At 74.9% G+C, this 23,357-nt stretch carries 23 protein-coding genes and 1 tRNA gene; 14 read left to right on the forward strand and 10 right to left on the reverse strand.

The features are described from left to right. Positions 1-18: 18 nt before the first annotated feature. Positions 19-1,215, reverse strand: a complete 1,197-nt coding sequence (locus ZF1_RS09765; protein ID WP_482637047.1) for a hypothetical protein — start codon at positions 1,213-1,215, stop codon at positions 19-21. Between the two features lie 126 nt (positions 1,216-1,341). On the opposite strand from ZF1_RS09765, the gene ZF1_RS09770 reads away from it, so the two are divergent. Genes ZF1_RS09770 through ZF1_RS09785 form a run of 4 tightly spaced genes read left to right on the forward strand, consistent with a single transcriptional unit; the run spans position 1,342 to position 4,580 of the window. After that, complete coding sequence (locus ZF1_RS09770) at positions 1,342-2,532, forward strand: Tm-1-like ATP-binding domain-containing protein (RefSeq protein WP_482637048.1); 1,191 nt, start codon at positions 1,342-1,344, stop codon at positions 2,530-2,532. Beyond that, complete coding sequence (locus ZF1_RS09775) at positions 2,529-3,362, forward strand: phosphoenolpyruvate hydrolase family protein (protein WP_482637049.1); 834 nt, start codon at positions 2,529-2,531, stop codon at positions 3,360-3,362. Before ZF1_RS09770 ends, ZF1_RS09775 begins: the two co-directional genes overlap by 4 nt. After that, positions 3,362-4,117 (forward strand): hypothetical protein, encoded by a 756-nt coding sequence (locus ZF1_RS09780; RefSeq protein WP_482637050.1) that lies wholly within the window; start codon positions 3,362-3,364, stop codon positions 4,115-4,117. The genes ZF1_RS09775 and ZF1_RS09780 overlap by 1 nt, the downstream gene beginning before the upstream one ends. Before the next feature lie 22 nt (positions 4,118-4,139). Beyond that, positions 4,140-4,580: an SRPBCC family protein gene (locus tag ZF1_RS09785; protein WP_208825978.1), complete on the forward strand. Its 441-nt coding sequence runs from the start codon at positions 4,140-4,142 to the stop codon at positions 4,578-4,580. A 3-nt stretch (positions 4,581-4,583) separates the two neighbouring features. Here the strand turns inward: ZF1_RS09785 and ZF1_RS09790 are convergent, their stop codons facing one another. Further along, entirely contained in the window at positions 4,584-5,594 is a 1,011-nt protein-coding gene (locus ZF1_RS09790) for an alanine racemase (protein ID WP_482637051.1), read from the reverse strand. After that, the gene (locus ZF1_RS09795; protein ID WP_482637052.1) at positions 5,576-6,886 is read right to left on the reverse strand and encodes a D-arabinono-1,4-lactone oxidase; all 1,311 of its coding nucleotides are present in this window, start codon (positions 6,884-6,886) and stop codon (positions 5,576-5,578) included. Before ZF1_RS09795 ends, ZF1_RS09790 begins: the two co-directional genes overlap by 19 nt. A gap of 120 nt (positions 6,887-7,006) precedes the next feature. On the opposite strand from ZF1_RS09795, the gene ZF1_RS09800 reads away from it, so the two are divergent. The 3 genes from ZF1_RS09800 to ZF1_RS09810 all read left to right on the forward strand — a co-directional run bounded on the left by ZF1_RS09800 (position 7,007) and on the right by ZF1_RS09810 (position 9,155). Further along, positions 7,007-7,543 (forward strand): metal-dependent hydrolase, encoded by a 537-nt coding sequence (locus ZF1_RS09800; protein WP_482637053.1) that lies wholly within the window; start codon positions 7,007-7,009, stop codon positions 7,541-7,543. Positions 7,544-7,612: 69 nt separating this feature from the next. Further along, on the forward strand, positions 7,613-8,368 hold the full coding sequence (locus ZF1_RS09805; RefSeq protein ID WP_357546315.1) for an SDR family oxidoreductase: 756 nt from the start codon (positions 7,613-7,615) through the stop codon (positions 8,366-8,368). Positions 8,369-8,453: 85 nt separating this feature from the next. Next, entirely contained in the window at positions 8,454-9,155 is a 702-nt protein-coding gene (locus ZF1_RS09810; RefSeq protein WP_482637054.1) for a TetR/AcrR family transcriptional regulator, read from the forward strand. Between the two features lie 3 nt (positions 9,156-9,158). Here the strand turns inward: ZF1_RS09810 and ZF1_RS09815 are convergent, their stop codons facing one another. Next, complete coding sequence (locus ZF1_RS09815) at positions 9,159-9,815, reverse strand: NUDIX hydrolase (protein ID WP_482637055.1); 657 nt, start codon at positions 9,813-9,815, stop codon at positions 9,159-9,161. A 66-nt stretch (positions 9,816-9,881) separates the two neighbouring features. Between ZF1_RS09815 and ZF1_RS09820 the strand changes: the two genes are divergently transcribed. Both ZF1_RS09820 and ZF1_RS09825 read left to right on the forward strand, forming a co-directional pair. Then, positions 9,882-10,220 (forward strand): ARPP-1 family domain-containing protein, encoded by a 339-nt coding sequence (locus tag ZF1_RS09820; protein WP_482637056.1) that lies wholly within the window; start codon positions 9,882-9,884, stop codon positions 10,218-10,220. Further along, positions 10,217-11,137 carry an ADP-ribosylglycohydrolase family protein gene (locus ZF1_RS09825; RefSeq protein ID WP_482637057.1) on the forward strand — a complete coding sequence of 307 codons (921 nt, stop codon included), beginning with the start codon at positions 10,217-10,219 and terminating at the stop codon, positions 11,135-11,137. Before ZF1_RS09820 ends, ZF1_RS09825 begins: the two co-directional genes overlap by 4 nt. A 32-nt stretch (positions 11,138-11,169) precedes the next feature. On the opposite strand, the gene ZF1_RS09830 is transcribed toward ZF1_RS09825, so the two are convergent. Then, positions 11,170-12,042: an LLM class flavin-dependent oxidoreductase gene (locus ZF1_RS09830; protein ID WP_482637058.1), complete on the reverse strand. Its 873-nt coding sequence runs from the start codon at positions 12,040-12,042 to the stop codon at positions 11,170-11,172. Positions 12,043-12,138: 96 nt separating this feature from the next. Between ZF1_RS09830 and ZF1_RS09835 the strand changes: the two genes are divergently transcribed. The 3 genes from ZF1_RS09835 to ZF1_RS09845 all read left to right on the forward strand — a co-directional run bounded on the left by ZF1_RS09835 (position 12,139) and on the right by ZF1_RS09845 (position 15,282). Beyond that, positions 12,139-12,213 (forward strand) — tRNA-Ile (locus ZF1_RS09835). Positions 12,214-12,980: 767 nt separating this feature from the next. Beyond that, the gene (locus ZF1_RS09840) at positions 12,981-14,327 is read left to right on the forward strand and encodes a PepSY-associated TM helix domain-containing protein (protein WP_482637059.1); all 1,347 of its coding nucleotides are present in this window, start codon (positions 12,981-12,983) and stop codon (positions 14,325-14,327) included. 352 nt (positions 14,328-14,679) lie between these two features. Continuing rightward, complete coding sequence (locus ZF1_RS09845) at positions 14,680-15,282, forward strand: DJ-1/PfpI family protein (RefSeq protein ID WP_482637060.1); 603 nt, start codon at positions 14,680-14,682, stop codon at positions 15,280-15,282. A 33-nt stretch (positions 15,283-15,315) separates the two neighbouring features. Here ZF1_RS09845 and ZF1_RS09850 read toward each other — a convergent pair whose 3' ends face one another. The 5 genes from ZF1_RS09850 to ZF1_RS09870 all read right to left on the reverse strand — a co-directional run bounded on the left by ZF1_RS09850 (position 15,316) and on the right by ZF1_RS09870 (position 19,957). Then, positions 15,316-15,987 carry a class I SAM-dependent methyltransferase gene (locus ZF1_RS09850; protein ID WP_482637061.1) on the reverse strand — a complete coding sequence of 224 codons (672 nt, stop codon included), beginning with the start codon at positions 15,985-15,987 and terminating at the stop codon, positions 15,316-15,318. A gap of 107 nt (positions 15,988-16,094) precedes the next feature. Next, positions 16,095-16,628: a sigma factor-like helix-turn-helix DNA-binding protein gene (locus ZF1_RS09855; RefSeq protein WP_482637062.1), complete on the reverse strand. Its 534-nt coding sequence runs from the start codon at positions 16,626-16,628 to the stop codon at positions 16,095-16,097. Between the two features lie 391 nt (positions 16,629-17,019). Beyond that, the gene (locus ZF1_RS09860; protein ID WP_482637063.1) at positions 17,020-17,811 is read right to left on the reverse strand and encodes an ABC transporter ATP-binding protein; all 792 of its coding nucleotides are present in this window, start codon (positions 17,809-17,811) and stop codon (positions 17,020-17,022) included. Beyond that, positions 17,808-18,926 carry a FecCD family ABC transporter permease gene (locus ZF1_RS09865; RefSeq protein ID WP_482637064.1) on the reverse strand — a complete coding sequence of 373 codons (1,119 nt, stop codon included), beginning with the start codon at positions 18,924-18,926 and terminating at the stop codon, positions 17,808-17,810. Before ZF1_RS09865 ends, ZF1_RS09860 begins: the two co-directional genes overlap by 4 nt. Continuing rightward, the gene (locus ZF1_RS09870; RefSeq protein ID WP_482637065.1) at positions 18,923-19,957 is read right to left on the reverse strand and encodes an ABC transporter substrate-binding protein; all 1,035 of its coding nucleotides are present in this window, start codon (positions 19,955-19,957) and stop codon (positions 18,923-18,925) included. The genes ZF1_RS09865 and ZF1_RS09870 overlap by 4 nt, the downstream gene beginning before the upstream one ends. A gap of 186 nt (positions 19,958-20,143) precedes the next feature. Between ZF1_RS09870 and ZF1_RS09875 the strand changes: the two genes are divergently transcribed. Next, positions 20,144-21,511 (forward strand): MFS transporter, encoded by a 1,368-nt coding sequence (locus ZF1_RS09875; RefSeq protein WP_482637066.1) that lies wholly within the window; start codon positions 20,144-20,146, stop codon positions 21,509-21,511. Further along, complete coding sequence (gene asnB / locus ZF1_RS09880) at positions 21,511-23,352, forward strand: asparagine synthase (glutamine-hydrolyzing) (protein WP_482637067.1); 1,842 nt, start codon at positions 21,511-21,513, stop codon at positions 23,350-23,352. Before ZF1_RS09875 ends, asnB begins: the two co-directional genes overlap by 1 nt. Positions 23,353-23,357: the final 5 nt, after the last annotated feature.

The following is a 23,357-nucleotide window of genomic DNA, read 5'->3' on the forward strand; positions in this document are numbered from 1 at the left end:
GCCGTGACGTGTCCGGGGTCAGACCGGGCGCAGCACCTGCAGCTCGCCCGAGTCGAGCGACCGCACCTCGACGACGACCCGGCCGTCCCACAGCGGGGAGCGCAGCGCGTTCGCCATCCGCGTGAACAGCGCCTGGCTGCGTGCGTTGGCCGCCGCCTGGTCGGCGATCAGGTTCGGCATCATCCCGCCGGAGCGCTTGCGCACGGTCTGCGGAAGCGTCGACAGCGTGGTCAGCAGCCGGTGCAGCCGCGCGACGTCGGCGGCCCGTCCCGCGAGGTCGCTCTCGACCAGGGGCCGCAGCGCGGTCAGCGGCCGGTTCGGGGCGCGCAGCAGGTGGTCGGCCGCGGTGAGCAGGATGCGCCGGGCGTCCAGGACGAGTGCCTGGTAGGCGCCGTGCACCGCGGCCGGGAACCCGGTCCAGCCGAGCTTGCCGACCTCACCGAGCGCGTCCCGCAGCGCCAGGCCGGGCGTCCCCGACGGGTCCGCCCCGGCGACGACCCGCTCCCAGCCCGCGATCCAGGCGTGCGTCTGGTGGCGCAGGACCGACAGGTTCGCGACGGCCGTCTCGAGCCCGCGCGACGGGGAGCCGCTGTCGGTCGCGTCGCCGTCGACGACGAGCGAGCCGCGTTCGAGCAGCTCGGTCTGGGCCTCGCGCAGCGACTCCTCGGCCGCGCGGAGCCGCGAGTCCAGCCGCATCACGCACGACGGGGCCAGCTGGTCGACCGCGGCGGTCAGCTCGTCGAGCACCCGGGTCTGGGTGCCCGTCGCGGCGATCTCGGCCGCCGTGGTCAGGGTGAGCAGGCCCAGCCCGGCGCCGTGCCGGTCACCGGGTGCGGTGGGTGCGACCGGCACCAGCGCCGACGACCCGGGGGCCGCCGCGGCCGTCTCGCCGCCGGCCAGGCGCAGCAGCGGCTCGGCGCCGAACGCCTCGGGCAGCGCGAGCCGGAAGGTGAGCCCGGCGGCGGGTGCGCGGCCGGCGTCGGGCGCGAGCCGCCGCGCCAGCTCGCTCGACGCCGACAGCGTCGCCCAGGTGCGGTCGTCGTCGACGGCCGGGGTGGGGGTCCAGCTCAGCAGCAGTGCCGGGCCGGGGGGAGGGGTCCCGTTGCGGAGGGGACGCGGGCCACCGTTGCGTTCGGGGGCGCCGGTCTCCGTTCCGCCGGGCCGCCCGTCGAGCGGGAGCACGATGCCTCGCGGGTCGTCCGGTTGACCGAGCATGTCTCTCCAACGACGTCACGGGCCCCGAGGTCACGAGCCCGGCGGAAGGGGGCGTGTCCATGGTGCCCTGCGCCGTCCGGGCTCCGGCTCTCGCCCCGGGTGCCCGGGTCCGGGTAGAACTCCTGTGTGGGGACCGCATACGTGATCGGCACGTTCGACACCAAGGGCGCCGAGCTGGCGTGGGTGGCCGAGCTGATGGCCGCCGACGGCGCCGACGTGCGCCGGGTGGACGTGTCCACCTCCGGTGCGGCGGGCCCCGGTCCGGACGTCACCGCGGCCGAGGTCGCCGCCTGCCACCCCGGTGGTGCCGACGCGGTGTTCACCGGCGAGCGCGGCAGCGCGGTGGGGGCGATGGCGCAGGCGCTGCGGGCCTTCCTCGCCGGCCGCGCCGACGTCGGCGGTGTCCTCGGGCTCGGCGGCTCGGGCGGGACCGCGCTGGTGACCCCGGCGATGCGCGACCTCCCGGTCGGGGTCCCCAAACTGATGGTCTCCACGGTCGCCTCCGGCGACACCGCGCCCTACGTGGGGGCGAGCGACGTCGCGATGCTGTACACCGTCACCGACGTCGCCGGCCTCAACCGCATCTCACGACGGGTACTGGGCAACGCCGCGCACATGCTGGCCGCCGCCGTCACCGCCCCGCCGCCGGAGACCGGTGCCGACCTGCCCGCCGTGGGGCTGACCATGTTCGGGGTGACCACGCCGCTGGTCACCGCGGTCCGCGAACGGCTCGGCGACGGCGTCGACGCCCTGGTCTTCCACGCCACCGGCTCGGGCGGGCCGTCGATGGAGAAGCTCGTCGACTCCGGCCTGGTCGACTCGGTGCTGGACCTGACCACCACCGAGGTCGCGGACCTGCTCGTCGGAGGGGTGATGGCCTGCGGCCCCGACCGGCTGGACGCGATCGCCCGCTCCGCAGTGCCGTGGGTCGGTTCCTGCGGCGCCCTGGACATGGTCAACTTCGGTGCACGCGCGACCGTCCCGGAACGCTTCGCCGGCCGCCTGTTCCACGAGCACAACGCGAACGTCACCCTGATGCGCACCACCGTCGACGAGAACCGGGAGATCGGGGCCTGGCTGGCGGCGAAGCTGAACGCGCTGACCGGGCCGTGGCGGTTCCTGCTCCCGCTGGGCGGGGTGTCCGCACTGGACGCGCCGGGCGCGGCGTTCCACGATCCCGAGGCCGACGCGGCGCTGTTCGCCGCGATCGAGGCCGGTGTGGACTCCCCGGACGGTGTCCGGCGGGTCGCGCACCACGTCAACGACCCGGAGTTCGCCGACGCGGTGTTCTCGGCCTGGCAGGAGGTACGGCGATGAGGCGGTTCGGCCGCGCGGAGCTGATGGAGCGGTTCGGCGAGATGGCCGCCCGCGGCGAGCCGATCGTCGGCGGCGGCGCGGGCACCGGGTTGTCGGCCAAGTGCGAGGAGGCCGGCGGGATCGACCTCATCGTCATCTACAACTCCGGGCGCTACCGGATGGCGGGCCGCGGCTCGCTCGCCGGGCTACTGGCCTACGGCAACGCCAACGACATCGTCGTCGAGATGGCGGCCGAGGTGCTGCCGGTGGTCCGCCGCACCCCGGTGCTGGCCGGGGTCAACGGCACCGACCCGTTCCTGTTCACCGACCGCTTCCTCGACGAGCTGTCCTCGCTCGGGTTCGCCGGCATCCAGAACTTCCCGACCGTCGGGCTGATCGACGGCACCTTCCGGGCCAACCTGGAGGAGACCGGGATGGGCTACGCCCTGGAGGTCGACCTCGTCGCCGCGGCGCGGGCCAAGGACATGCTCACCACGCCGTACGTCTTCTCCGCCGACGACGCCCGCGCCATGGCCCGGGCCGGCGCCGACATCGTCGTGTGCCACATGGGGCTCACCACCGGCGGCGCGATCGGGGCGGGCACCGCGAAGACCCTCGACGACTGCGTCGCACTCGTCGACGAGTGGGCGCAGGCGGCGCTGGAGGTCCGCGACGACGTGCTCGTCCTCGTCCACGGCGGGCCGGTCGCGATGCCCGCGGACGCCGCGCACGTGCTCCGCTCGGCGAAGGTCTGCCACGGCTTCTACGGGGCCTCGTCGATGGAGCGGCTGCCGACCGAGACCGCGCTGACCGAGCAGACGCGCGCCTTCAAGAACGCGCTGGAGCGGTGATGGCGCGCGGGATGCCCGCCCCGCCGCCCGGCGGGGACTGGCGGCGACGGATGGCGGTGCGCGGGGACAGGGTGTCGCACGCCCTCGCCGCACACGGATGGCTGGTGCTCCTGCTGGCCGGGGCGGCCCTCGGTGTGCTGATCGGGGTGATCGTCGGTATCACGCAGGTGGGGCAGTACCCGGCCGACGAGCTGCTCGGCCGGACGCTGGGCTACGCGATCGCCTCGGCGGTGTTCTGCGCGGTCCCGGCGGTGCTGTTCGTCGGGCTGCCCGCCCAGGCGCTGGCCCGTTCCTACCTGCGCTCCGCGAGTCCCGCCGAGCGCGAGGCCATGCGACGGGCCACCGAGAACGCCCCCGCCTCCCTGCCCGACGGCCTCGTCGCCGGGTCGCGCTGGGCCCGCGCCTACTCCGGCTGCGTCGGCTCGGTGACCGCCTTCCACGGCGTCGTGCGCACGGTGCCCGACGGCCCGGCCAGGGACTGGCTGCACGACATCGGCCGCAACCTCGACGCCGAGCTCGCCGAGGCCCTGCGCACCGCGCGGATGGGGGAGAGCCTGGAGAGCGCGGGCCAGGGCAGCGAGGTGGCCCGCACCGTGGGCGCCCGCCTCGAGGTCGCCCGCACCGCCTTCCACGACACCGCGGAGCTGGCCGCGTCGATCGCGCTGGACCTGCGGGTCGACAGCGGCTTCGACGACGTCCGCGCCCAGCTCGACCAGCTCGCGGCGCAGGCCCCCCACCTGCGCCGGCAGTCCTGACACTCCCGAGGAGGAGTCCCCGATGCCCCGTCCCTACTCCAGTGCCGTGATCACGGCACCGCTGGCCGAGGTGTGGCCGCACGTCCGCGACTTCGGTGGCCTGCACCGCTGGCACCCGGCGATTGCGACCTGCGAGCTGATCCGCGGCGCCTCCGGCAGCGAGATCGGCGCGCAGCGACGCCTGACCCTCGCCGAGGGCGGCGGCACCGTCGTCGAGGAGCTGACCGCACTCGACGAGCGCGGCCACGCCCTCACCTACGAGATCCTCGAGTCGCCGTTCCCGGTGCGCCGCTACGTGTCCACCGTGCGGCTGGCCCCGGTCACCGCGGTCGGGCACACCTTCGGCGAGTGGTGGACCGAGTTCGACGCCGACGGCGCCGACGAGGGCGACCTCGCGGGGCTGTTCGCGAACGGCGTGTTCGGTACGGGCCTGGCGGCGCTGGGGGAGAGGTTCGGCCGGTAGGCCTCACCACCCGCGCAGGTCGACCGCCCAGGTCTCCAGCACCTCGTCGCCGTCGACGAGGTGCATCCGCTCGTGCAGCGCGACGGTCGGGTCGACGTGCGCCGGCACGATCCGCACCCGGTCGCCGGTGCGCGGCGGGGCGTCGGCGGCGAACACCAGGTGCTCGTCGGAGCAGAACCACACGTTCCCACCGGGCACCGTGGGGTTGCCGTGGTCCATGCCGAACGCCTTGAGGCCCGCGTCGGCGACCGCCCAGCCGGGCATGTCGCCGTCGGGTGCGGTCGTCGAGACCACGGTGGACAGCACCGTCAGCGCCTGGCGGAACGGCAGCCCGGCGGCGGTGTAGGCGGTGTCCATCAGCGCGTAGGACCCGGCCTGGATCTCGGTGCAGGCGGTGTTCATCGCGTGCGTGCCGGTGCCGCCGCCGGAGACCACCTCGCCGCCGACGTCGGCGTGCGCGGCCAGCAGCCGGTCGGTGCATTCGGTGGTGAGCCGGGCGCGTTCGGCTGCGTCGTCGAGCATCTGCAGGTGGCCCTCGTAGCCCATCACGCCGCGCACGACGAGCCCGGCGGCGCGGGCGGCGTCGGCGAGCGCCCCGGCCCGCGCGGGCGCGATGCCGCAGCGGGGCAGGCCGATGTTGACGTCGATGAGCACCTCGCGGACGCCGCCGTCGACGGCGGCCCGCAGCGTCTGCTCCGAGTCGATCGCGACGGTGACCCGCGCGCCCGCCCCGACGACGGCGCCGAGCCGGCGGGCGTCGAGCACCTCGTTGGCCAGCAGCAGGTCCGCGCCCAGCCCGGCCGCCGCCATGCCCTCCACCTCCCGCACGGTGGCGCAGGTGAACCCGGTGTGGCCGTGGGCGGCCTGCCGCCGGGCCAGCTCGGTCGTCTTGTGCGCCTTGACGTGCGGGCGCAGCCGCGGGCCGGGCAGCAGCGCGGCCATGCCGGCGAGGTTCGCCTCCAGCGCGGCGGCGTCGACGAGCAGCGCGGGTGTGGTCAGGTCGTCGACGTGCACGGCACTCCCAGGACCCGGTCGAGGTAGGGGTTGCGGAACCGGCCCGCCGGGTCGAGCCGGTCACGTGCGGAGACGAACGCGTCGAACCGCGGGTAGCGGGGGCGCAGCTGCTCCGCGGTGCGGGAGTGCAGCTTGCCCCAGTGCGGCCGTCCGTCCAGTGCGGACAGCACCGACTCGACGGCCCCGAAGTACGCCTCGTACGGGCGTCCCGAGTGGACGTGCACGGCGAGGTAGGCGCTGTCGCGTCCGTACGCAGTGGACAGTGCGATGTCGTCGCCGCCGAGCAGTCGGACCTCCACCGGGAAGGCGACGTCGGCGGCGTGCCGGGCGGCGGCGGCCCGCAGCCCGGCGAACGCCTCGGGCAGCGCTGCCCGCGGCACGGCGTACTCCATCTCCAGGAACCGGACGCGGCGCGGGCTGCAGAACACCGCGTACGACGGGGCCACGTACTCCCCGGCGGCCATCTGCCCGGCCATGACCCGGTTGAGCCGCGGGACCAGCGGCGGGGCGAGCGCGGCGACGCGCTGGACGAGCCCGAACGCGCCGTTGCCGAGCACCTCGTCGCCGACCAGCGCGGCGACCCGGCCGCGCCCGGGCGAGCGTCGTTCCGTCCGGTCGTTCGTCTTGAGCACCGCGGTCGTGGTGTGCGGGAACCAGTAGAACTCGACGTGGTCGTGGCCGGCGGCGAGGTCGTCGAGGCTGTCGAGGACCTCGGCGAGCGGGCGCTCGGACTCGCGGGCGTGCAGGTGGAACGCGGGCACGGTCGCCAGCGTCACCTCGACCAGGACACCGAGCGCCCCGAGCCCGACCCGCGCCAGATCGAACAGGTCGGGGTGGGCGGCCGGGCCCAGCTCGTGGAGCTCCCCGAGCCCGTCGACCAGGCGCAGCCCGCGCACCCCGTCGGCGATGCCGCGGTACCCGGCGCCGGTGCCGTGGGTGCCGGTGGAGATCGCGCCGGCGACGGTCTGGGCCTCGATGTCGCCGAGGTTGGGCAGGGCGCGGCCCCGGGCCCACAGCCACCGGTTCAGCGTGTGCAGGGTGACCCCGGCCGGGACGGTGACGAGCCCGCCGTCGAGCCGGATCGCGGCGGGGTCGGCGGGGACGGTGAGGGCGAGGCCGTCGGGCACGCCGATGCCGGTGAAGGAGTGGCCGCTGCCGAGCGGGCGGATCCGCAGGTCCCTCGCGGCGGCGTCGCGCACCGCCCGGACGACGTCGTCGGCGTCGCGGGCGTGGACCGTCCTGATCGGACGGGTGCGCTGGTTGCCCGCCCAGTTGCGCCACCGGTCCGTCACGCTGCGAGCCTGCGCGGCCCGGCGGGCACGGTCAAGACCGGCACGCGTGTCGGCGCCCCGGCGTCACGGTGTCGCGCGGTTACCCTCCGTGTCCGTTCGGAAGGGGTTGGGGTCACGATGATGGGGCGTACGCACGCGTTGTCGGGCGCGGTGCTGGGGCTCGCGGTCTGCTCGGCGGTCCCGCCGCCACCGGTGCTGGTGCCGGTGGTCGTGGTGGTGTGCGCGCTGGCGGCCTTCGCGCCCGACCTCGACCACCCGTCGAGCGTCGCCGCGCGGTCGCTGCCGCCGGTCACCTGGCTCCTGTGCCGGGCGATCCGGTGGCTGTCCCGGGCGACGACCGGGGTCTCGCACCGTGGCCTGTCGCACTCGCCGGTCTTCGCGGCCGCGGTCGGGCTGCTGGCGTGGTGGGGGACCGGTTTCCTGCTGCCCGGGGAGACGGCGGTCTGGACCGGTGTCGCGGCCGGCGCGGGCTGCTGGGTCGGGGCGATCGGCGACGAGCTGACCTCGAACGGCAACCGGTTCGCCTTCTGGCCGCTGGAGGGGATCCGCTGGCCGCGGGCGCTGCGGTTCCGCACGGGCGGGACGGGGGAGCACGTCGTCGTCGGGCTGCTGGCCGTCACCGGCGTGGCGCTGCTGACCGGGACCTGGGCCTTCTGACAGCACTGCGTTCGACATCGCTCTGTATAGCTGATACATGTAGCTATACAGTCGATACAGGAGGAACGCATGAGTGTGCAGTCGTTGCAGGGCCGGACCGTTCTCGTCGCCGCGGGCGGCAAGAACCTCGGCGGGCTGATCAGCCGCCAGGTCGCCGAGGCGGGGGCGAACGTCGCGATCCACTACAACTCCGCGTCCTCGCGCGCCGAGGCCGAGGAGACGCTGAAGGCGGTCGAGGCAGCGGGTCGCGAAGGGGTGCTCCTCCAGGGCGACCTGACCGTCCCGGCGCAGGTCGAGCGGCTCTTCGCCGACGCGACGGGGTCGCTCGGGCCGATCGACGTCGCCGTCAACGCTGTCGGCAAGGTGCTCCGCAAGCCGATCGTGGACACCACCGAGGCCGAGTACGACGCGATGTTCGACATCAACTCGAAGGCCGCGTACTTCTTCATCAAGGAGGCGGGTCGCAGCCTCGCCGACAACGGCGCGATCATCACCGTCGTCACGTCGCTGCTGGCTGCCTTCACCGACGGCTACTCCACCTACGCCGGTGGCAAGGCCCCGGTCGAGCACTTCACGCGTGCGGCGGCCAAGGAGTTCGCCGACCGCGGGATCTCGGTGAACAACGTCGCCCCCGGCCCGATGGACACGCCGTTCTTCTACCCGGAGGAGACCCCGGAACGGGTCGAGTTCCACAAGTCGATGGCCATGGGCGGGCGGCTCACGAAGATCGAGGACATCGCGCCGATCGTGCGCTTCCTCGCGACCGAGGGGCACTGGATCACCGGTCAGACGATCTTCGCCAACGGCGGCTACACCACGCGCTGAGGGCGGTCCGGTGGGTGCCGGGGCAGGGCGGCGGCCGGCCCGCGGTCCGCGTCCCGGCCCCGGACGGGCGTCCTACAGTGGGCCCGTGGCAGATCAACCGGCCGAGGTCGGGACCCGGGACCGGCTCCTTCGTGCGGCCGCCGACCTCATCGCGGCGTCGCCGGGGGAGACCGTCCCGCTGCGGGCCATCTGCGACGCCGCCGGTGTCCGCCTCCCCACGCTGTACCACTTCTTCGGCAGCAAGGAGGGCCTGCTCGACGCCGTGGTCGAGCACGGGTTCGAGCAGTACCTGTCCGCGAAGCGGGCCCGGGAGTCCAGCGGTGACCCGATCCAGGACATCCGCGACGGGTGGGACGCCCACGTCGAGTTCGGCGTCGCCAACCCGGGCTTCTACGCCCTGATGTACGGGCAGGTCACACCCGGGCGACGGCCGTCCGCCCAGGACGGACCGACCGCCGCCCTGCTCGGCCTGACCCGGGAGGCCGACCGCAGGGGCCGGCTCACCGTGAGCCCGGAGCGCGCCGCGGCCCACGTCCTCGCCGCCAACGTCGGGGTCACCCTGCGGCAGATCATCACCGCGCGCCCGGACCCCGGGCTGTCGGCCGACATGCGCGAGGCCACCCTCGCCGCGATCACCGGTGGGCACGCGGAGCACGCACCCGGCGGGCCGGGGGTCGGCGACGCCGCGGCGGCCCTGCTCGCGTTGCCCGACGACAACGACGTCCTCGGGGCGCCGGAGACGGTGCTGCTCAAGAAGTGGCTGGCCGAGCTCGCGCGGCGGGGGTGAACCTCACCGCCGCCGGAACGTCCGGGCCGGCTTCCCGACCGTCCCGGCGCGGACGTGCCCCGTCTCGACGAGGCCGTCGGCGACCCGGCGGCGGAAGGTGTCCTTCTGCAGGCGTCGTCCCTCGACGGCCTCGTGCACACCCTGCAGTTCCAGCAGCGTGAACTCCTCGCCCGCCAGTCCGGCCGGGTCGGGGGCCGCGGCGTAGCGGTCCCGGGCCCAGCGCACCGCGTGCGCGACGACGAGGTCGTGGTCGTAGGCGAGCGGGTACGGCAGTGTCCCCTCCTCGACCGGGGCGAGGGCGCCGGTCGTGTCCTCGATCCGGTCGTGGCCGACCAGGTCGACGTGCGCCACCGACAGCACCCGGCCGCGCGGGTCGCGGGCGGGGTCGTCGAAGACACGCAGCTGCTCGGGCTCCCGGCCGGTCACGCCGACCTTGTCGCGCAGCGCGCGCAGCGCCGCGTCACGCAGCGTCTCCGTGCCGTCGACGTGCAGGAACGTCCCTGGCAGTGCCGGCAGCCCGCGTGCGTGCGCCCCCGTGCGCTCGTGGACGACGACGGCGAGCCGCCCCCGTGCGTCGAGGGTCAGCAGGGCGACGTCCACGGCCACGGACGGCCGGTCGTAGTCGGTGAGGCGCCTGCCGTGCTCGTCGGTCCATTCCATGCTGGACAGATTAGCGCGAACATGCTCTTATTGGTTAGCGCAGAGTTGATCCAATAGGGGGACGTCATGAACCTGCACGTGGGCAACCCGGTGGTGCTCGGGGCGCCGACCCTGTTCCCGGTCTTCAGCGGTGGGGCCGTGCGCGGCCGCGGCCACGGCCTGGGCGGCGGCCCGCTGCGCGTCGCCGAGCGGGCGGGCACACCGGTGGTCGACCATCCGGTCGTCACGAACCGGGGGCCGCGCCCGGCGTTGCCGACCGAGGCGGAGCTGCTGCCCGGCGGGCGGCAGAACCGGGTGGTCGCCCGGTCCGGGCTGGTCGGGACCGGAGGGTCGGCGGTGGTCGGGGGGACCGCCGTCGACGCCGTCGGGACGAACCCGGCCGACCCGCTGGTGGTGGCGGCGTGAGTACCGTCGCGGACCGGGCCGCCGGGGTGCTGCTGGGCGCGGCGGCGGGCGACGCCCTCGGCGTCCCCTACGAGTACGGCTCCCGCCCGCTCGTCGGTGAGCCCTCGATGCTCGGCGGCGGCCTCGGTGGCTACGCACCGGGCCAGTGGAGTGACGACACCGAGATGAGCTGCGTGATCGCCCGGGTCGCCGCCACCGGCGCCGACCTGCGGACGCCGGACGCGCTCGACGCCGTCGCCGACGGCTTCCTCGCCTGGTTCGCGACCGGCCCGGCCGACGTCGGGATCCAGACCAGGCGGGTGCTCAGCGGCCTCGCGTCCGGCCCGGGATCGGCGGCCCGGATGCGGGCGGCCGCCGCGCGGGTGCACTCCGAGACCGGGCGCACCGCGGGCAACGGCTCCCTGATGCGCACCGCACCGGTCGCGCTCGCCCATCTCGGCGATCCGGAGGCGATCGTCGAGGCCGCGCACGCGGTCAGCGCGCTGACCCACCACGACCCGGTCGCGGGCGAGGCGTGCGTCCTGTGGTGCCTCGCGATCGACCGTGCCGTGCGCACGGGGGAGCTCGACCTGCGCTCCGGGCTGTCCCGGGTCGATCCGCAGTGGACGGTCTGGCTGGACCGGGCCGGGGGGCTCCGGCCGGGCGCCTGGGCCGTCGGGAACGGCTGGGTGGTCGCCGCGCTGCTCGGCGCCCGGTCGGCGGTGGAGGGGGCGGCGACGCTCCCCGACGGCCTGGTCGCGGCCGTGGGCGGGGGAGGGGACACCGACACCGTCGCCGCGATCGCGGGGGCGTTGCTGGGTGGACGGTTCGGTGGTGCCGCGGTGCCCGGGCGGTGGCGGCGTGAGCTGCACGGATGGCCGGGGCTGGGCGGGGAGGACCTGGTCGCGCTCGCCGGGCGGATCGTGTCGGGGCGGTAGCGGGTCCCCGGCCACCGTGGCAGGCCGGGCGGTCACCGGTGCGCCCGCACCACCGGCCGCGGCCGCATCGCGGGCGTGCGGTCGTCGTCGGCCTCGACCTCCTCGACGATCGCGGGCCCGTGCGCAGGCCCCGCCACCCCGAGGAACGGCCGCACGAAGCGCGCGGTCCGCTCCATCACCTCGTCGTGTACGTCGGCGCGCACGGTCGACGGCTGGGCCTGCACGATGATCTCGCCCGCCCACGGCAGGGCGGGGTCGGCCAGCAGGTCGTCGATGATCCGCCCGGTCGAGTGGCCCGCCGGCAGCGGCCGGGACAGCGCGACGCGCGGGACCCCGCGGGCGTAGGTCCAGTACCGGGCCAGCTCGGACACGACGTCGCCGTCCGACGACGGCGGCCTGCCCGACAGCACCCCCACCCCGCGGGCCGCGGCGGCGTCCACGGACGACGGCGTCGCCGTCGCCCACCACACCCGCTGCGCGGCGAGCGCGGGTGGCAGCATCTCCAGCAGGACGTCCAGCGCGGCGACGGTGTCACGGTGCCGGTCGTCGTGGTGACGCCCGAAGCGTCGCGCCGCGTCGGGGTCGGCACCCGCGCCGATGCCGAGCTCCAGGCGTCCGCCGGAGAGCGCGTCCAGCACACCGGCGTCCTCGGCGAGGCGGCGCGGGTCCTCCAGCGGCAGCGCGACGACGGCCGTCCCCAGCCGGATCAGCCGGGTGCGTTCCGCGACGGCTGCCAGCAGGACCAGCGGCGACGGCAGCCGCCCACCGAGATGCCCGTCGTGGTGCTGGGCCACCCAGAACGAGTCGTATCCGAGCTCCTCGGCCCGCTCCGCCAACCGGACCGTCTCGCGGTAGGCGCGTGACGGATCGTCACCGGTGACGTGCGTGAGGTAACCGAGCCGCATGGCGACGCAGCCTAGGCCGGGTCCCCTCCGGCCCTGGCGGAGGACCGGGGTGACGCGGGTGCGGGGTGGCCCGGCTCCGGTACTCTCCGGCTCGCCGCGGCGGTAGCTCAACTGGTCAGAGCAGCGGACTCATAACCCGTCAGGTTGCCGGTTCGAGCCCGGCCCGCCGCACAGCTGTACGTCGTCTGAGCTGCGTAGAAGCCGCATATTCTGATCTCGAACGTCCGGTTCCCGATCATTCTGGGGCGGGTCGGGCACCGTTGCCGTTCAGCGCCTCCACGACGCTCCCTCACTGCGTGACCGCGATCGACGCCTGCCCCGTCAGCTCCGGCAACGCCTCGATCGACACCTGACCCGAGTGCAACTGCCGGGTCGCGGACGTAGGACGCAGATCGTGAACTCGGCCATGCCCCACCTCCGCCCACGCGCACGCGCACGCATCCAGCCACCGAACCCTGTGCCACGAGTCGTAGTCGACGACCTTCCCGACGCGGCCCGCCGGCACCAGCGGGGACCGGCACCGCGACCCCGTCCGGTGCACCGACCCGCACCGCCTGCGGCCCGGCTCGCCGTCGAGGTGCTCGACGAGCCACTGCGGCAGCGGCGCCGACCGCTTCGTGCGGCCCTTCGGGAAGGGTTTCACCCGTGCTCGCCGCCCGCGACGCACAGCTTCGGCAGATCGATCACGCCCGCGCCACCCGGCTCACCCACGCTGCCCGGCCCTGGTCCACGCCGAACTCCCTGAAAGTCGAAACCCCGGGAACCATGCCCCGCCCGTGGACGACCTTCTCTGCGGTCCGTGACGAGACACCTCGCCGCGACGACCGTGGTCATCCCACGCGCGGCGACGTGGACCGCCACATCTCAGAAGAGGAACGACCGTGTCAGACACCCTCGACCCACATGTGCAAGGCGCACCCGGCCCACCGACTACGTCGGTGACACGGGGCGGCTGGTGGTGGTCGGACCTGCGGCCGCTGGTGCTGCGGCTGCACTTCCACGTCGGCCTGTTCGTCGGGCCGTTCATCCTGGTCGCGGCGGTGACGGGGCTGCTCTACACGATCACCCCGCAGCTCGACCAGATCCTCTACCGCGACGCGCTGCACGTCCCGGTCGGCCCGACGCAGCTCGACCTGCGCGACCAGGTGGGTGCCGCCGCGGCCGCCGTCCCGGGCGGCACGGTCACCGAGATCCGCCCGCCGATCGCGCCGGACTCGACCACCCGGGTCACCTTCGACGCCCCCGGGGTCGCCGAGGACTACGCGCGCACCGCGTTCGTCGACCCGTACACCGGGCAGGTCCGCGCGGTGCTCGACACCTACGGCGAATGGCTGCCGGCGCGGGCGTGGATCGACACACTGCACCGCAACCTGCACCTGGGCGACGTCGGGCGGCTGTACTCCGAGCTGGCCGCCAGCTGGCTGTGGGTGCTCGCGGTGTCCGGGCTCGCCCTGTGGGTGGTGCGCCGGCGTCGCCGGGCCCGGGTACGCCGCACGCTGCTGCCCGAGGGCTCGGCCCGCGGACGGGTCCGGATCCGGTCGTGGCACGGCTCGGTCGGGCTGTGGGCCGCGATCGGCATGCTCGTCCTGTCCGCGACAGGACTCACCTGGTCGAACTTCGCCGGTGACAACGTCGGTGCGCTGCGCTCGGCGCTGAGCTGGACGACACCGTCGGTCTCGGACGAGCTGCCCGCGGGCGGCACCGCCGCGGCGGACCCGACGGCGCCGGCGGCCGTCGGGTCGTCCGCAGACCGGGTGCTCGCCGCGGCCCGTGCCGCCGGCATCGCCGACCCGGTCGCGATCACCCCGCCGTCGGAGGCGGGCCGGGCGTGGCAGGTCGGTCAGGTGAAGCGGTCCTGGCCGCTCGCGCAGGACGCGGCGTCGGTCGACCCCTTGTCGGGCGCGATCCTCGACACCGTGCGATGGACGGACTGGCCGTTCATGGCGCAGGCGGCCGAGGTCGGCATCTCGGCGCACATGGGCATCCTGTTCGGCATCGGCAACCAGCTCCTGCTCGTCGCGCTGGCGCTCGGCATCGTGGTCGTCGTGGTCTGGGGCTACCGGATGTGGTGGCTGCGCCGGCCGACTCGCCCGGGCGCCTCGGCCCCCGGCGGATCGCAGCGACCGGGAGTGGTGTCGCTGGCCGTCGTCGGGGCGGTGGCGCTCGGTCTCGGCTTCTTCTTCCCGGTGCTGGGCGTGTCCCTGCTCCTGTTCCTGCTGGTGGACGCCCTCACACAGCAGTTCCGAGGCCGCCGTACGGCACCGGATGCCGCGATGTCCGAGTGATCGGAGGAACCGGGCGGTGGACGCCACCGACCACTGCTGCGACAGACGGTTGTCGCCTCGGGGACCCGGTTGGCCGACGGTGCACGGATGCCGCGGTCCGCGGTCGCGGTGGAGAGGACGCCGCGGCGGGGACGCGAGCCGGACGAGGCCGGAGGGCTACTTCTTCGTCGCGCACTGGCAGGGCTTGCCCTGCTGACAGCCGCAGGTGCAGCTGGGGCCGCAGTTGCAGGACGAGGCGGTCTCGGACATCGGTACCTCCGACGGGACGTGATGGAACATGCGCATCCGATGATATCGAGGTCGGTGTGCTCGAGGTCGAGAGACGACCCGGACGGGTCGGGGCGGGACGGCGATGATGCGCACGATCGGTGTGGTGGTGTTCGACGGAGCAGAGGAGCTCGACTTCGTCGGGCCGTGGGAGGTGTTCACCGCGTCGTCGTTCCTGCGGGAACGGGCGGGCGGCGAACCCGACCGGGTCCTGCTGCTGGCGCAGGAGGTGCGGACACTGCGTTGCGCGAAGGGGCTGCAGGTCGTGCCCGACGCGCGGTTCGCCGACCACGACGCACTCGACGTCGTCGTGGTCCCCGGCGGGCACGGCGCGGACCGCGAGGTCGACAACCCCGTCCTGCTGTCCTGGCTCGCCCGGGTGGCGGAGACCGCGACCTGGACGACCAGCGTCTGCACGGGGGCCTTCCTGCTGCTCGCGAGCGGCGTGGCGCGCGGACACCGGATGGCCACCCACTGGCTGGCGGAGGACGCCCTGGCAGAGCGGGGCGTCGACGTCGACCGGGAGGCACGGTGGGTGGCCGACGGCCGGGTCGTCAGCAGCCAGGGGGTGTCGGCCGGGATCGACATGGCGTTATGGGTGGTCGGGCAGCTGCACGGCCCCGACCACGCCCGGGAGGTCCAGCGCTACATCCAGTACGACCCCGCTCCGCCGTACGCGCAGCCGTGACGGGGAGCGGGACGCGGGCCCACCGCCGGGGGGTCATCCGGCTCTGACCAGCCGCAGGACGGTGTCCGCTCGGGCGAACGGCTCACCGTCGGGTCCGGTGACGATCCCGCGGTCGACGGTCCGCTCGGCCGCGACCGTCCAGACCGCGGGGTCCGGGTCGAGCGCGGCGCGCAGCTCGCCGGGCCCGGGCAGGTCCACGTCGAACGGCGTCCCGGCCATCGACGCGGGGACGCCGGCGTGTCCGACGACCAGGAGGGAGCCGCCGGGGGCGACGGCGTCCAGGGCCCGCCGGAGGATCGCCGTGCGCTGACCGGGCCGTTCGGTGGGCGAGTGCAGGAACTGGGAGCACACCAGGTCGTAGTGCCCGGCCGGGAAGGTCTCGGTGAGGTCGTGGCGCTGCCAGTCGACCTGCACACCCGCTCGCCCGGCGTGGAACTCCGCCCGTCGCAGGACCTCACCGGAGACGTCGACGGCCGTCACCCGCCAGCCGAGCCCGGCCAGCCCGATCGCGTCGCCCCCGGTGCCGCACCCGAGGTCGAGGGCAGCCCCCCGCCGCGGTAGCCGGGAGGCCTCCTCGACGAGCAGCGGATTGGGGGTGGGGATCTCGTCGGGGACATCGAGCCCGCCGTGGAAGGCGTCCCAGTACGTCTGCGGCGTGTCCTCCGGGGAGGGCCACGGCATTCCGGTGTCGGTAGGACGTGTCATGACGGGAACGATGCCGGGCCGCCCAGCAGGTCGACCAGAAGACGTGCCGATCCGGCAAATCCGCACGTGGACCGTCAGGGCCGGGTGCATTCCCGGGCGGCTCCGCTTCACCACGGCCGGGTCCGGCCGGGACCGGGGCCGGGGTGCGTGCGCAGCGGGTCGGTGTGGGCGAGGAGACGCTCCCGAGCTCGGGCGACCCGTGTCCGGATCTCCGCTGCGGTCACGTCGCACACCGTCGCGGCCCGCGCGTAGGTGAGCCCGAGGGACTGGGTCAGGACGAACGCGATCCGCAGGTCCCGAGGCAGCGTCATGACGAGGTCCTGCGGTGATCCCCCGCCGCGGGACACCGACCGGAGACCGAAGGCTCCGTCCTGCTCGGCGACGGTGATCGCGACCTGCAGTACGACCAGCTCTGCATCCTCCTCCGCGCGCAGGGCCGGTGTGACGCCCAGGGCCAGGCGATAGGTCTCCAGCGCCGGCCTCTCGACCGACATGGACCCGGTCAGGCGGGTGAGCAGGGTCTGGACCTGCTGCTGGGTCGTTCGGACCAGTGCTGCGACGGTCTCCGGCGCAGTACCCGCGGCGGCCTCGGCGAGGCGACGGTAGGCCTCCTCGGTGTCGCCGGGCAACGGTCCGCTCATCGCTCGTGCGTTCCGGGAACCGACCGGTCGATGCGGACGACCTGTGCGGTGTGAGCTGTTGCGAGCGGTGCCGGGAGGCCGTGTCCGCGTCGCTCGACGGGGAGGACCGGCCGCAGGACTCCTTCGTCCTCGACCATCTCCGCCGATGTCCGGACTGCCGAGTGGTCGCGGACCGGCTGACGCAGTTGCACGAGGCGTTCCGGTGTCAGGAACCGGCGTCCGGGGTGGACCTGCTGGCCGGGCTGCTCGCGGCTCGCGCCGGTGGCGAACGCGCCTCCCGCCCCTGCTGCGCCGGCACGGGCGCGGTCCTCTACGTGGTCGGCAACGCGGCGTGCGGCTGTATACCGGGGTGCGCCTGTGGCTGTCAGGACGGCGCCCGGTGCCGGTGTGGTCACGAGGTGGCCTGACCGGCGTCCAGCTCGCGCAGCAGCACCCGGGGTGTCCCGGTCACCGGGTCGGCGACGATCGACCCGCCGACCCGGAAGTGCGCCGCGAGCAGGCCGGGGGTCAGCACCTCGGCCGGTGGGCCGACCGCGGCGATGCGGCCCTCGGCCAGGACGGCGACCAGGTCGGCGTACTGCGCGGCGAGGTCGAGCGAGTGCAGCGCCGCGACGACGGTGGTCCCGAGGTCGCGGGCCAGGCGCAGCACCCCGAGCTGGTGGCGGGGGTCGAGGTGGTTGGTCGGCTCGTCGAGTACCAGCACCCGCGGCTGCTGGGCCAGCGCGCGGGCCAGCAGCACCCGCTGCCGTTCCCCGCCGGACAGCTCCGACAGCGGGCGGGCGGCGAACGCGGTGCATCCGGTGCGGTCCAGGGCGTCGGCGACGACGGCGGCGTCACCGGGCCCGGGGCGGCCGAAGGTCCCCAGGTGCGGGGAGCGACCGAGCATGACGGCCTCCCAGGCGGTGAAGTCGAACCCGCCGGTGTCGTCCTGGGTGAGCACCCCGACCGCGCGCGCATTGTCGCGGTGCGCCATCGCGGCCAGGTCGTCGTCGCCGAGGAGCAGGTGCCCGCGCAGCGGCTTGAGCGCCCGGTACAGGGTTTTGAGCAGGGTGGACTTGCCCGATCCGTTGGGCCCGACGAGAGCGAGGACGGCACCGTCGGGGACGGTCAGGGTCGCGTCGTGCACGACCGGGTCCCCGCCGTGGCCGACGCTGACGCCGTCGATCACAAGCCGGGCGCTCACACGCCCACCGCCCCGGTCGCGCTGCGGCGCAGCACCCAGAGGAAGAACGGCACGCCGATCGCCGCGGTGAGGATGCCGATCGGCAGCTCGGTCGGGGCGAGCACGAGCCGGGCGGCCGTGTCGGACCAGACCACGACGAGCGCGCCGAGCAGCACACACACCGGCAGGGTGCGGCGATGGTCGGCGCCGAACAGCAGCCGAGCCAGGTTCGGGACGACGAGACCGACGAACCCGATGCTGCCCGACACCGCCACCACCGCCCCGGTCAGCAGCCCGGTGAGGACGAACAGCACCGCCCGCAGCCGGGTGGGGTCGGTCCCGAGCGCCGACGCGGCGTCCTCGCCGAGGACGAGCAGGTTGACCCGGTTCGCCTGCCACCACAGCGGCACCAGGAGCACGCCGACGATCGCGGCGGACAGTGCGAGCAGGTCCCAGCGGGCCCCGGCCAGGCTGCCGAGCATCCAGAACAGGACCTGCTGCTGGGCGTCGGTGTTGCGGGTGCGCAGCAGCAGGAACGAGGTGACACCGCCCAGGAGCTGCCCGACCGCGACCCCGGCGAGCACCATCCGGGTCGCGTGCAGGCGCCCGCGGACCCGGGACAGGACGAAGACGCCCAGCCCCGTGAGCAGCGCACCCGTGAAGGCCGCGGCGGGCAGCGTGAACAGCCCGGCCGTCGCGGTGCCGATCGTGGTGATGACCAGGACCGCGCCGACCGAGGCCCCCGACGACAGCCCCAGGATGTAGGGGTCGCCGATCGGGTTGCGGACCATGGCCTGCACCAGCAGCCCGGCGACGGCCAGCCCGGCCCCCACGACGACACCGAGCAGCACCCGCGGGGTGCGCAGCTCCCAGACGATGAAGTCCTCGGCCCGGTCGATCCCCGACACACCCCCGGTCAGGTGGGCGGTCACGGCGTCGAGCACCCGGCCGGGCGGGATCGACACCGGGCCGAGTCCGATCGCGACGACGACCGAGGCCAGCAGGGCGAGCAGGAGCCCGGCGAGCACGGCCGCCGGCGGCACCCGGCCGAGCAGGCCGCCGGTCGCGGGGACCGGCCGGGCCGGGGGCGCCACCGGCGCCCGGCCGGTCCCCGCCGCCTCCTCGTGCGTGGTCATCCGGTGCCGTGGATGCCCTTCGCGATGGCGGCGACGGCCTGCCCGTTGAGCACGCTGGGGGACAGGGTGATCGACTGCGGCACGGTGACCAGCCGGTTCTCGCGCACCGCGGTCGTCGAGGCGAGAGCGGGGCTGGACCGGATGGCCGCGGTCAGCTCGGCGTCGCTCTGCGGGGAGAACCCGGTGATCACCACGATCGCCTGCGGGTCGAGCGCGGCGACCTGCTCGGCGGACAGGCTCGCGAAGTCGCTGTCCTGGTCGGCGGCGATGTTCGCCCCGCCGGCGAGGGTGATGATGCCGTTGGCGAGCCCGGAGCCGCCCTGGGTCATCAGCGGCTGGCCGGTCTGCGGAGCCGAGGACAGGGCCAGCACACGCACCGGCGCGGTGCCGGGGGCAGGCGTCGCGGCGGCGACCTGGGCCCTGATCCGGTCGACGAGCTGCGTGCCCTGCGCCTGCGCGCCGAACACGGCCGCGGTCTGCTGGACGAACGTGTAGGTGTCGTCGATGTTCCGCACCGGCGACGGGGTGTCGTCGCAGGCCACCAGGCTGGCCGCGCCGGCCTGCTGCAGCCGCTCCACCGACGGTGTGCCGTCGAAGCCGCCGAAGCTGTAGCTGGAGATCCCGACCACGAGGTCGGGCTTCGCCGCGACGATCGACTCGGTGTTCCCCTGTCCCGGGTCCAGCACCGGGATCGAGTCGAGCTCGGTCCGCTCGGCGCCGGTGAAGGCGGTGAAGAAGTCCGGTGCCGCGGTGCCGACGATCCGCTCGCGCAGACCGAGCTCGGTCAGGATCGCGGCGGCGCCGCCGTCCATCGTGACCACGCGTTCCGGTGCGGCCGCGAGCTGCGGCACCGGGGGGCAGGCGGGTGCGGCTGGGTGCCCGGCACCGCCCGCCGACGACCCGCCCATGTCCATGCCCTCGTGGCCCGCGTGGTCGCCGGCGGCCGGATCGCCGCCGCCACATCCGGCCAGCAGCACGGCCGTGGCGACGGCGGCCAGTGCCGTCGTGACCGCCCGTCGGTGTCGTCGCACCCTCACACGTCCTTCTCGGTGTCGTCGTCGGAACACCTCACCAGTCGGGGTTCGGGAGCCTCCGGTTCCTCCGTTCGTCGTCACGGTTGTGTGATGTGGATCGCGCCATTCGGCCGTAACGCCCGGGAACTCGACCACTCCTGGTCACGACTCGTCACCCGACGGTGTGTGACGGGAGGGTGTGGAATGGCCGGGGGCGCAGCGGCGGAACCCGTCGGCGCGGTACGTGACGACCGGGCGGCGGTCGCGGTCGCGGGACTGCTGTCGTTCGTGGCGATGTTCGACATGAACGTCGTGAACGTGGCACTGCCACGGATCGCGGACGGCTTCGATGCCGATCCCCGGCCCGTCCAGTGGGTGGTGCTGGCCTACGCGATCCCGACCGTGGCGCTGCTGCTGCCCGCGGGCCGCTGGCTGGACCGGGTCGCGGCCCGGCCCGCCCTGCTGCTCGCCGTGGCCGTGTTCGCGGCCGCGAACCTCGCGGCGGTCGTCGCGCCGTCGCTGCCGGTGCTGGTCGGGCTGCGCGCGCTGCAGGGTGTGGGCGGCGCGGTGCTCATGGTGCTGATGCCGGTCCTCGCGATGGCCGCGGTCGCCCCGCAGCGTCGCGGCCGCGCGATGGCGGTGCCCGCGACGGCCGGACCGGTCGGCGGGGTGCTGGGGCCCGCGGTGGGCGGACCGCTGATCGAGCTGGCGGGCTGGCGCGTCGCGTTCCTCCCGGCGGTGCTCGTGTCGCTGGCCGCGGTCGTGCTGGTCCGCCGCTCCCGGATCGTCGCCGGGGTGCTCGCCGGGCCGGACCGCGCGGGGCTGGTCGACGCCACCCTGCTCGTCGCCGGGCTGGGCGTGGTGTGTGCCGTCGCGACCGGGCTGCTCACCGGCCCGGCGGCGGTGACGGTCGCGGTCGTGGCCGGGGTCGCCGCGCTCGTCGCGTGGGGGGCCCGCCCCGGGGCGCGTTCGGTCGCCGCCGCGCTGCGACCCGGTGGCACCGCACCCACCGTGGCCGTGGCCCTGCTCGCCGGGGCGTTCGCGGCCGCGTCCTACCTGGTCGCGGTCGGACTGCAGGCCGGAGGCTCCGGGCCCGCCGCCGCCGGGTTCGTGCTGCTGGCGTTCCCGCTGGGGATGGTCGTGGCCGGGCCGCCCGCGGGACGGCTCGCCGACCGCTTCTCCCCGCGCGCGGTGGCGGTCGCGGGCGTCGCCCTCGCCGCGGTCGGCTTCGCGCTGCTCGCCGCGTTGCCCGACGGGGAGTGGACCCCGGTCGACATCGCCTGGCGGGTGGCGTTGGCCGGACTGGGGACCGGCCTCTACGGCGGCCCCACGCAGGTGCTCGTCCTCGCCGGGGCCGCGCGGGAGCGGATGGCGACGGCGGGAGCCGGCGTGCAGTGCGCCCGCGCACTCGGTTTCGCGGTCGGCCCGGCCGCCGCGGCGCTCGCGTGGAACTCCCACGGCACCGTGCTCGCCACCCGTCCCGCCCTGACCGTCGCGGCCGTCACGGCCGTCGTCGCCGCGCTGCTGCTGATCGGGCACCGCGGCCGTCCCACCACCGAGGAGAACACCTGATGTGTGGCATCGCCGGCCTGGCCGAGCCCGTCCCCGTCGCCGACCCGGCGGGGCTGCGGGCGATCGCCGAGGCCATGACCGCGACCCAGATCCCCCGCGGGCCCGACGCCGGCGGGGTCTGGCACGACGAGCGCGCCGCGCTCGGGCACCGCCGCCTGGCCGTGATCGACATCGACGGCGGTGTCCAGCCGATGCTCGCCGGCAGCGAGGGAACCCGCACCGTCCTGTCCTACTCCGGCGAGGTCTACAACCACCACGAGCTGCGCGCCGAGCTCCGCTCGCGCGGGCACCGGTTCGACACCCGCAGCGACACCGAGGTGGTGCTCGCCGCGTACCGGGAGTGGGGGATCGCCGCGCTGGAGCGGCTGGAGGGGATGTTCGCCGTCGCGGTGTGGGACCAGCCGACCGGGCGGCTCGTGCTGGGCCGCGACCGGCTCGGCGTCAAGCCGCTGTACTGGGCGCGGACCCCGACCGGCGGCGTCGCGTTCGGCTCCGAGCCCAAGGCGCTGTTCGCCCACCCCGGCATCGACCCTGTCGTCGACGTCGAGAGCCTGCGCGAGGGCTACTCGCTGCTGTTCTCGACCTGGCCCGGCGTCTACGCCGACGTGCACGAGGTCGCGCCGGGCGGCTGGCTGGTTGCCGACGCCGACGGCGTCCGCACCGGCCGCTACTGGGAGCTGGAGCTGCACGAGCACACCGACACCTCCGAGGCGACGGCCGAGCGGGTCGCCGCGCTCGTCGAGCGGGCCGCCCGGTCCCGGCTGGAGGCCGACGTCGAGATCTGCAGCCTGCTCTCGGGCGGGCTGGACTCCTCGGTGGTGACCGCGTTCGCCGCCGCAGAGCTGCGCGACCGCCGCGGACCCGACGCGGTCCTGCGCTCCTACGCGGTCGACTACGCCGACCAGGCGCGGGAGTTCACCGGCGACGTGCTGCGTACCGGGCACGACACCCCCTACGCGGCCGAGGCCGGGGCGCACATCGGGACCGACCACTCGGTCACCGTGCTCGACCCGGCGGCGCTGCTCGACCTGGAGCACCGGCGCGCGGTCGTCGCGGCCCGGGACTCGCCGATCGGCGTGGGCGACATGGACACCTCGCTCTACCTGCTGTTCGGCCGGATCCGCGAGCACTCGACGGTGGCGCTGTCCGGGGAGGCCGCCGACGAGGTCTTCGGCGGCTACCCCTGGTTCCACGCCGAGCGCCCGCGGGCCGCGGCGACGTTCCCGTGGTTGCTGGTCACCGGCGACGACGCGGCCGTCCCGCTGCACCCCGACCTCGCCGCCGCCATGCGGATCACCGAGTTCCGCGCCGACACCTACGCCGACGCGCTCACCGCCGTCCCGCACCACGACGACGAGTCACCCGAGCAGCACCGCTCCCGGGAGCTGCAGCACCTGTCGCTCACCAGGTGGGTGCGCCAGCTCCTGCATCGCAAGGACCGGCTGTCGATGGCGCACGGGCTGGAGGTCCGCGTGCCCTACTGCGACCACCGTCTCGTCGAGTACGCGTTCTCGGTCCCGTGGAGCGAACAGACCCGTGACGGACGGGAGAAGTCGCTGCTGCGCAACGCCGGGGCGAAGCACCTGCCCGAGTCGGTGCTGTGGCGGGCCAAGAACCACTACCCGGCCACCCACGACCCCGGCTACACCACCGGGCTGCAGGAGCTGGCCCGCGACGCCCTGACGGTCGACGGCGTCACCGACGTCGTCGACCGCACCCGGATCGACCCGCTGCTCGACGCGCCCGCCGAGGGCCTCGACTGGGGCACCCGGCTGCGCCTGGAGCGGGTCGTCGACCTCGCCCTGTGGCTCGACCACGCCCGTCCCGACCTGCGGATCTGAGAGGA

The sequence above is a fragment of the Pseudonocardia sp. ZF1 genome, assembly GCF_056835605.1.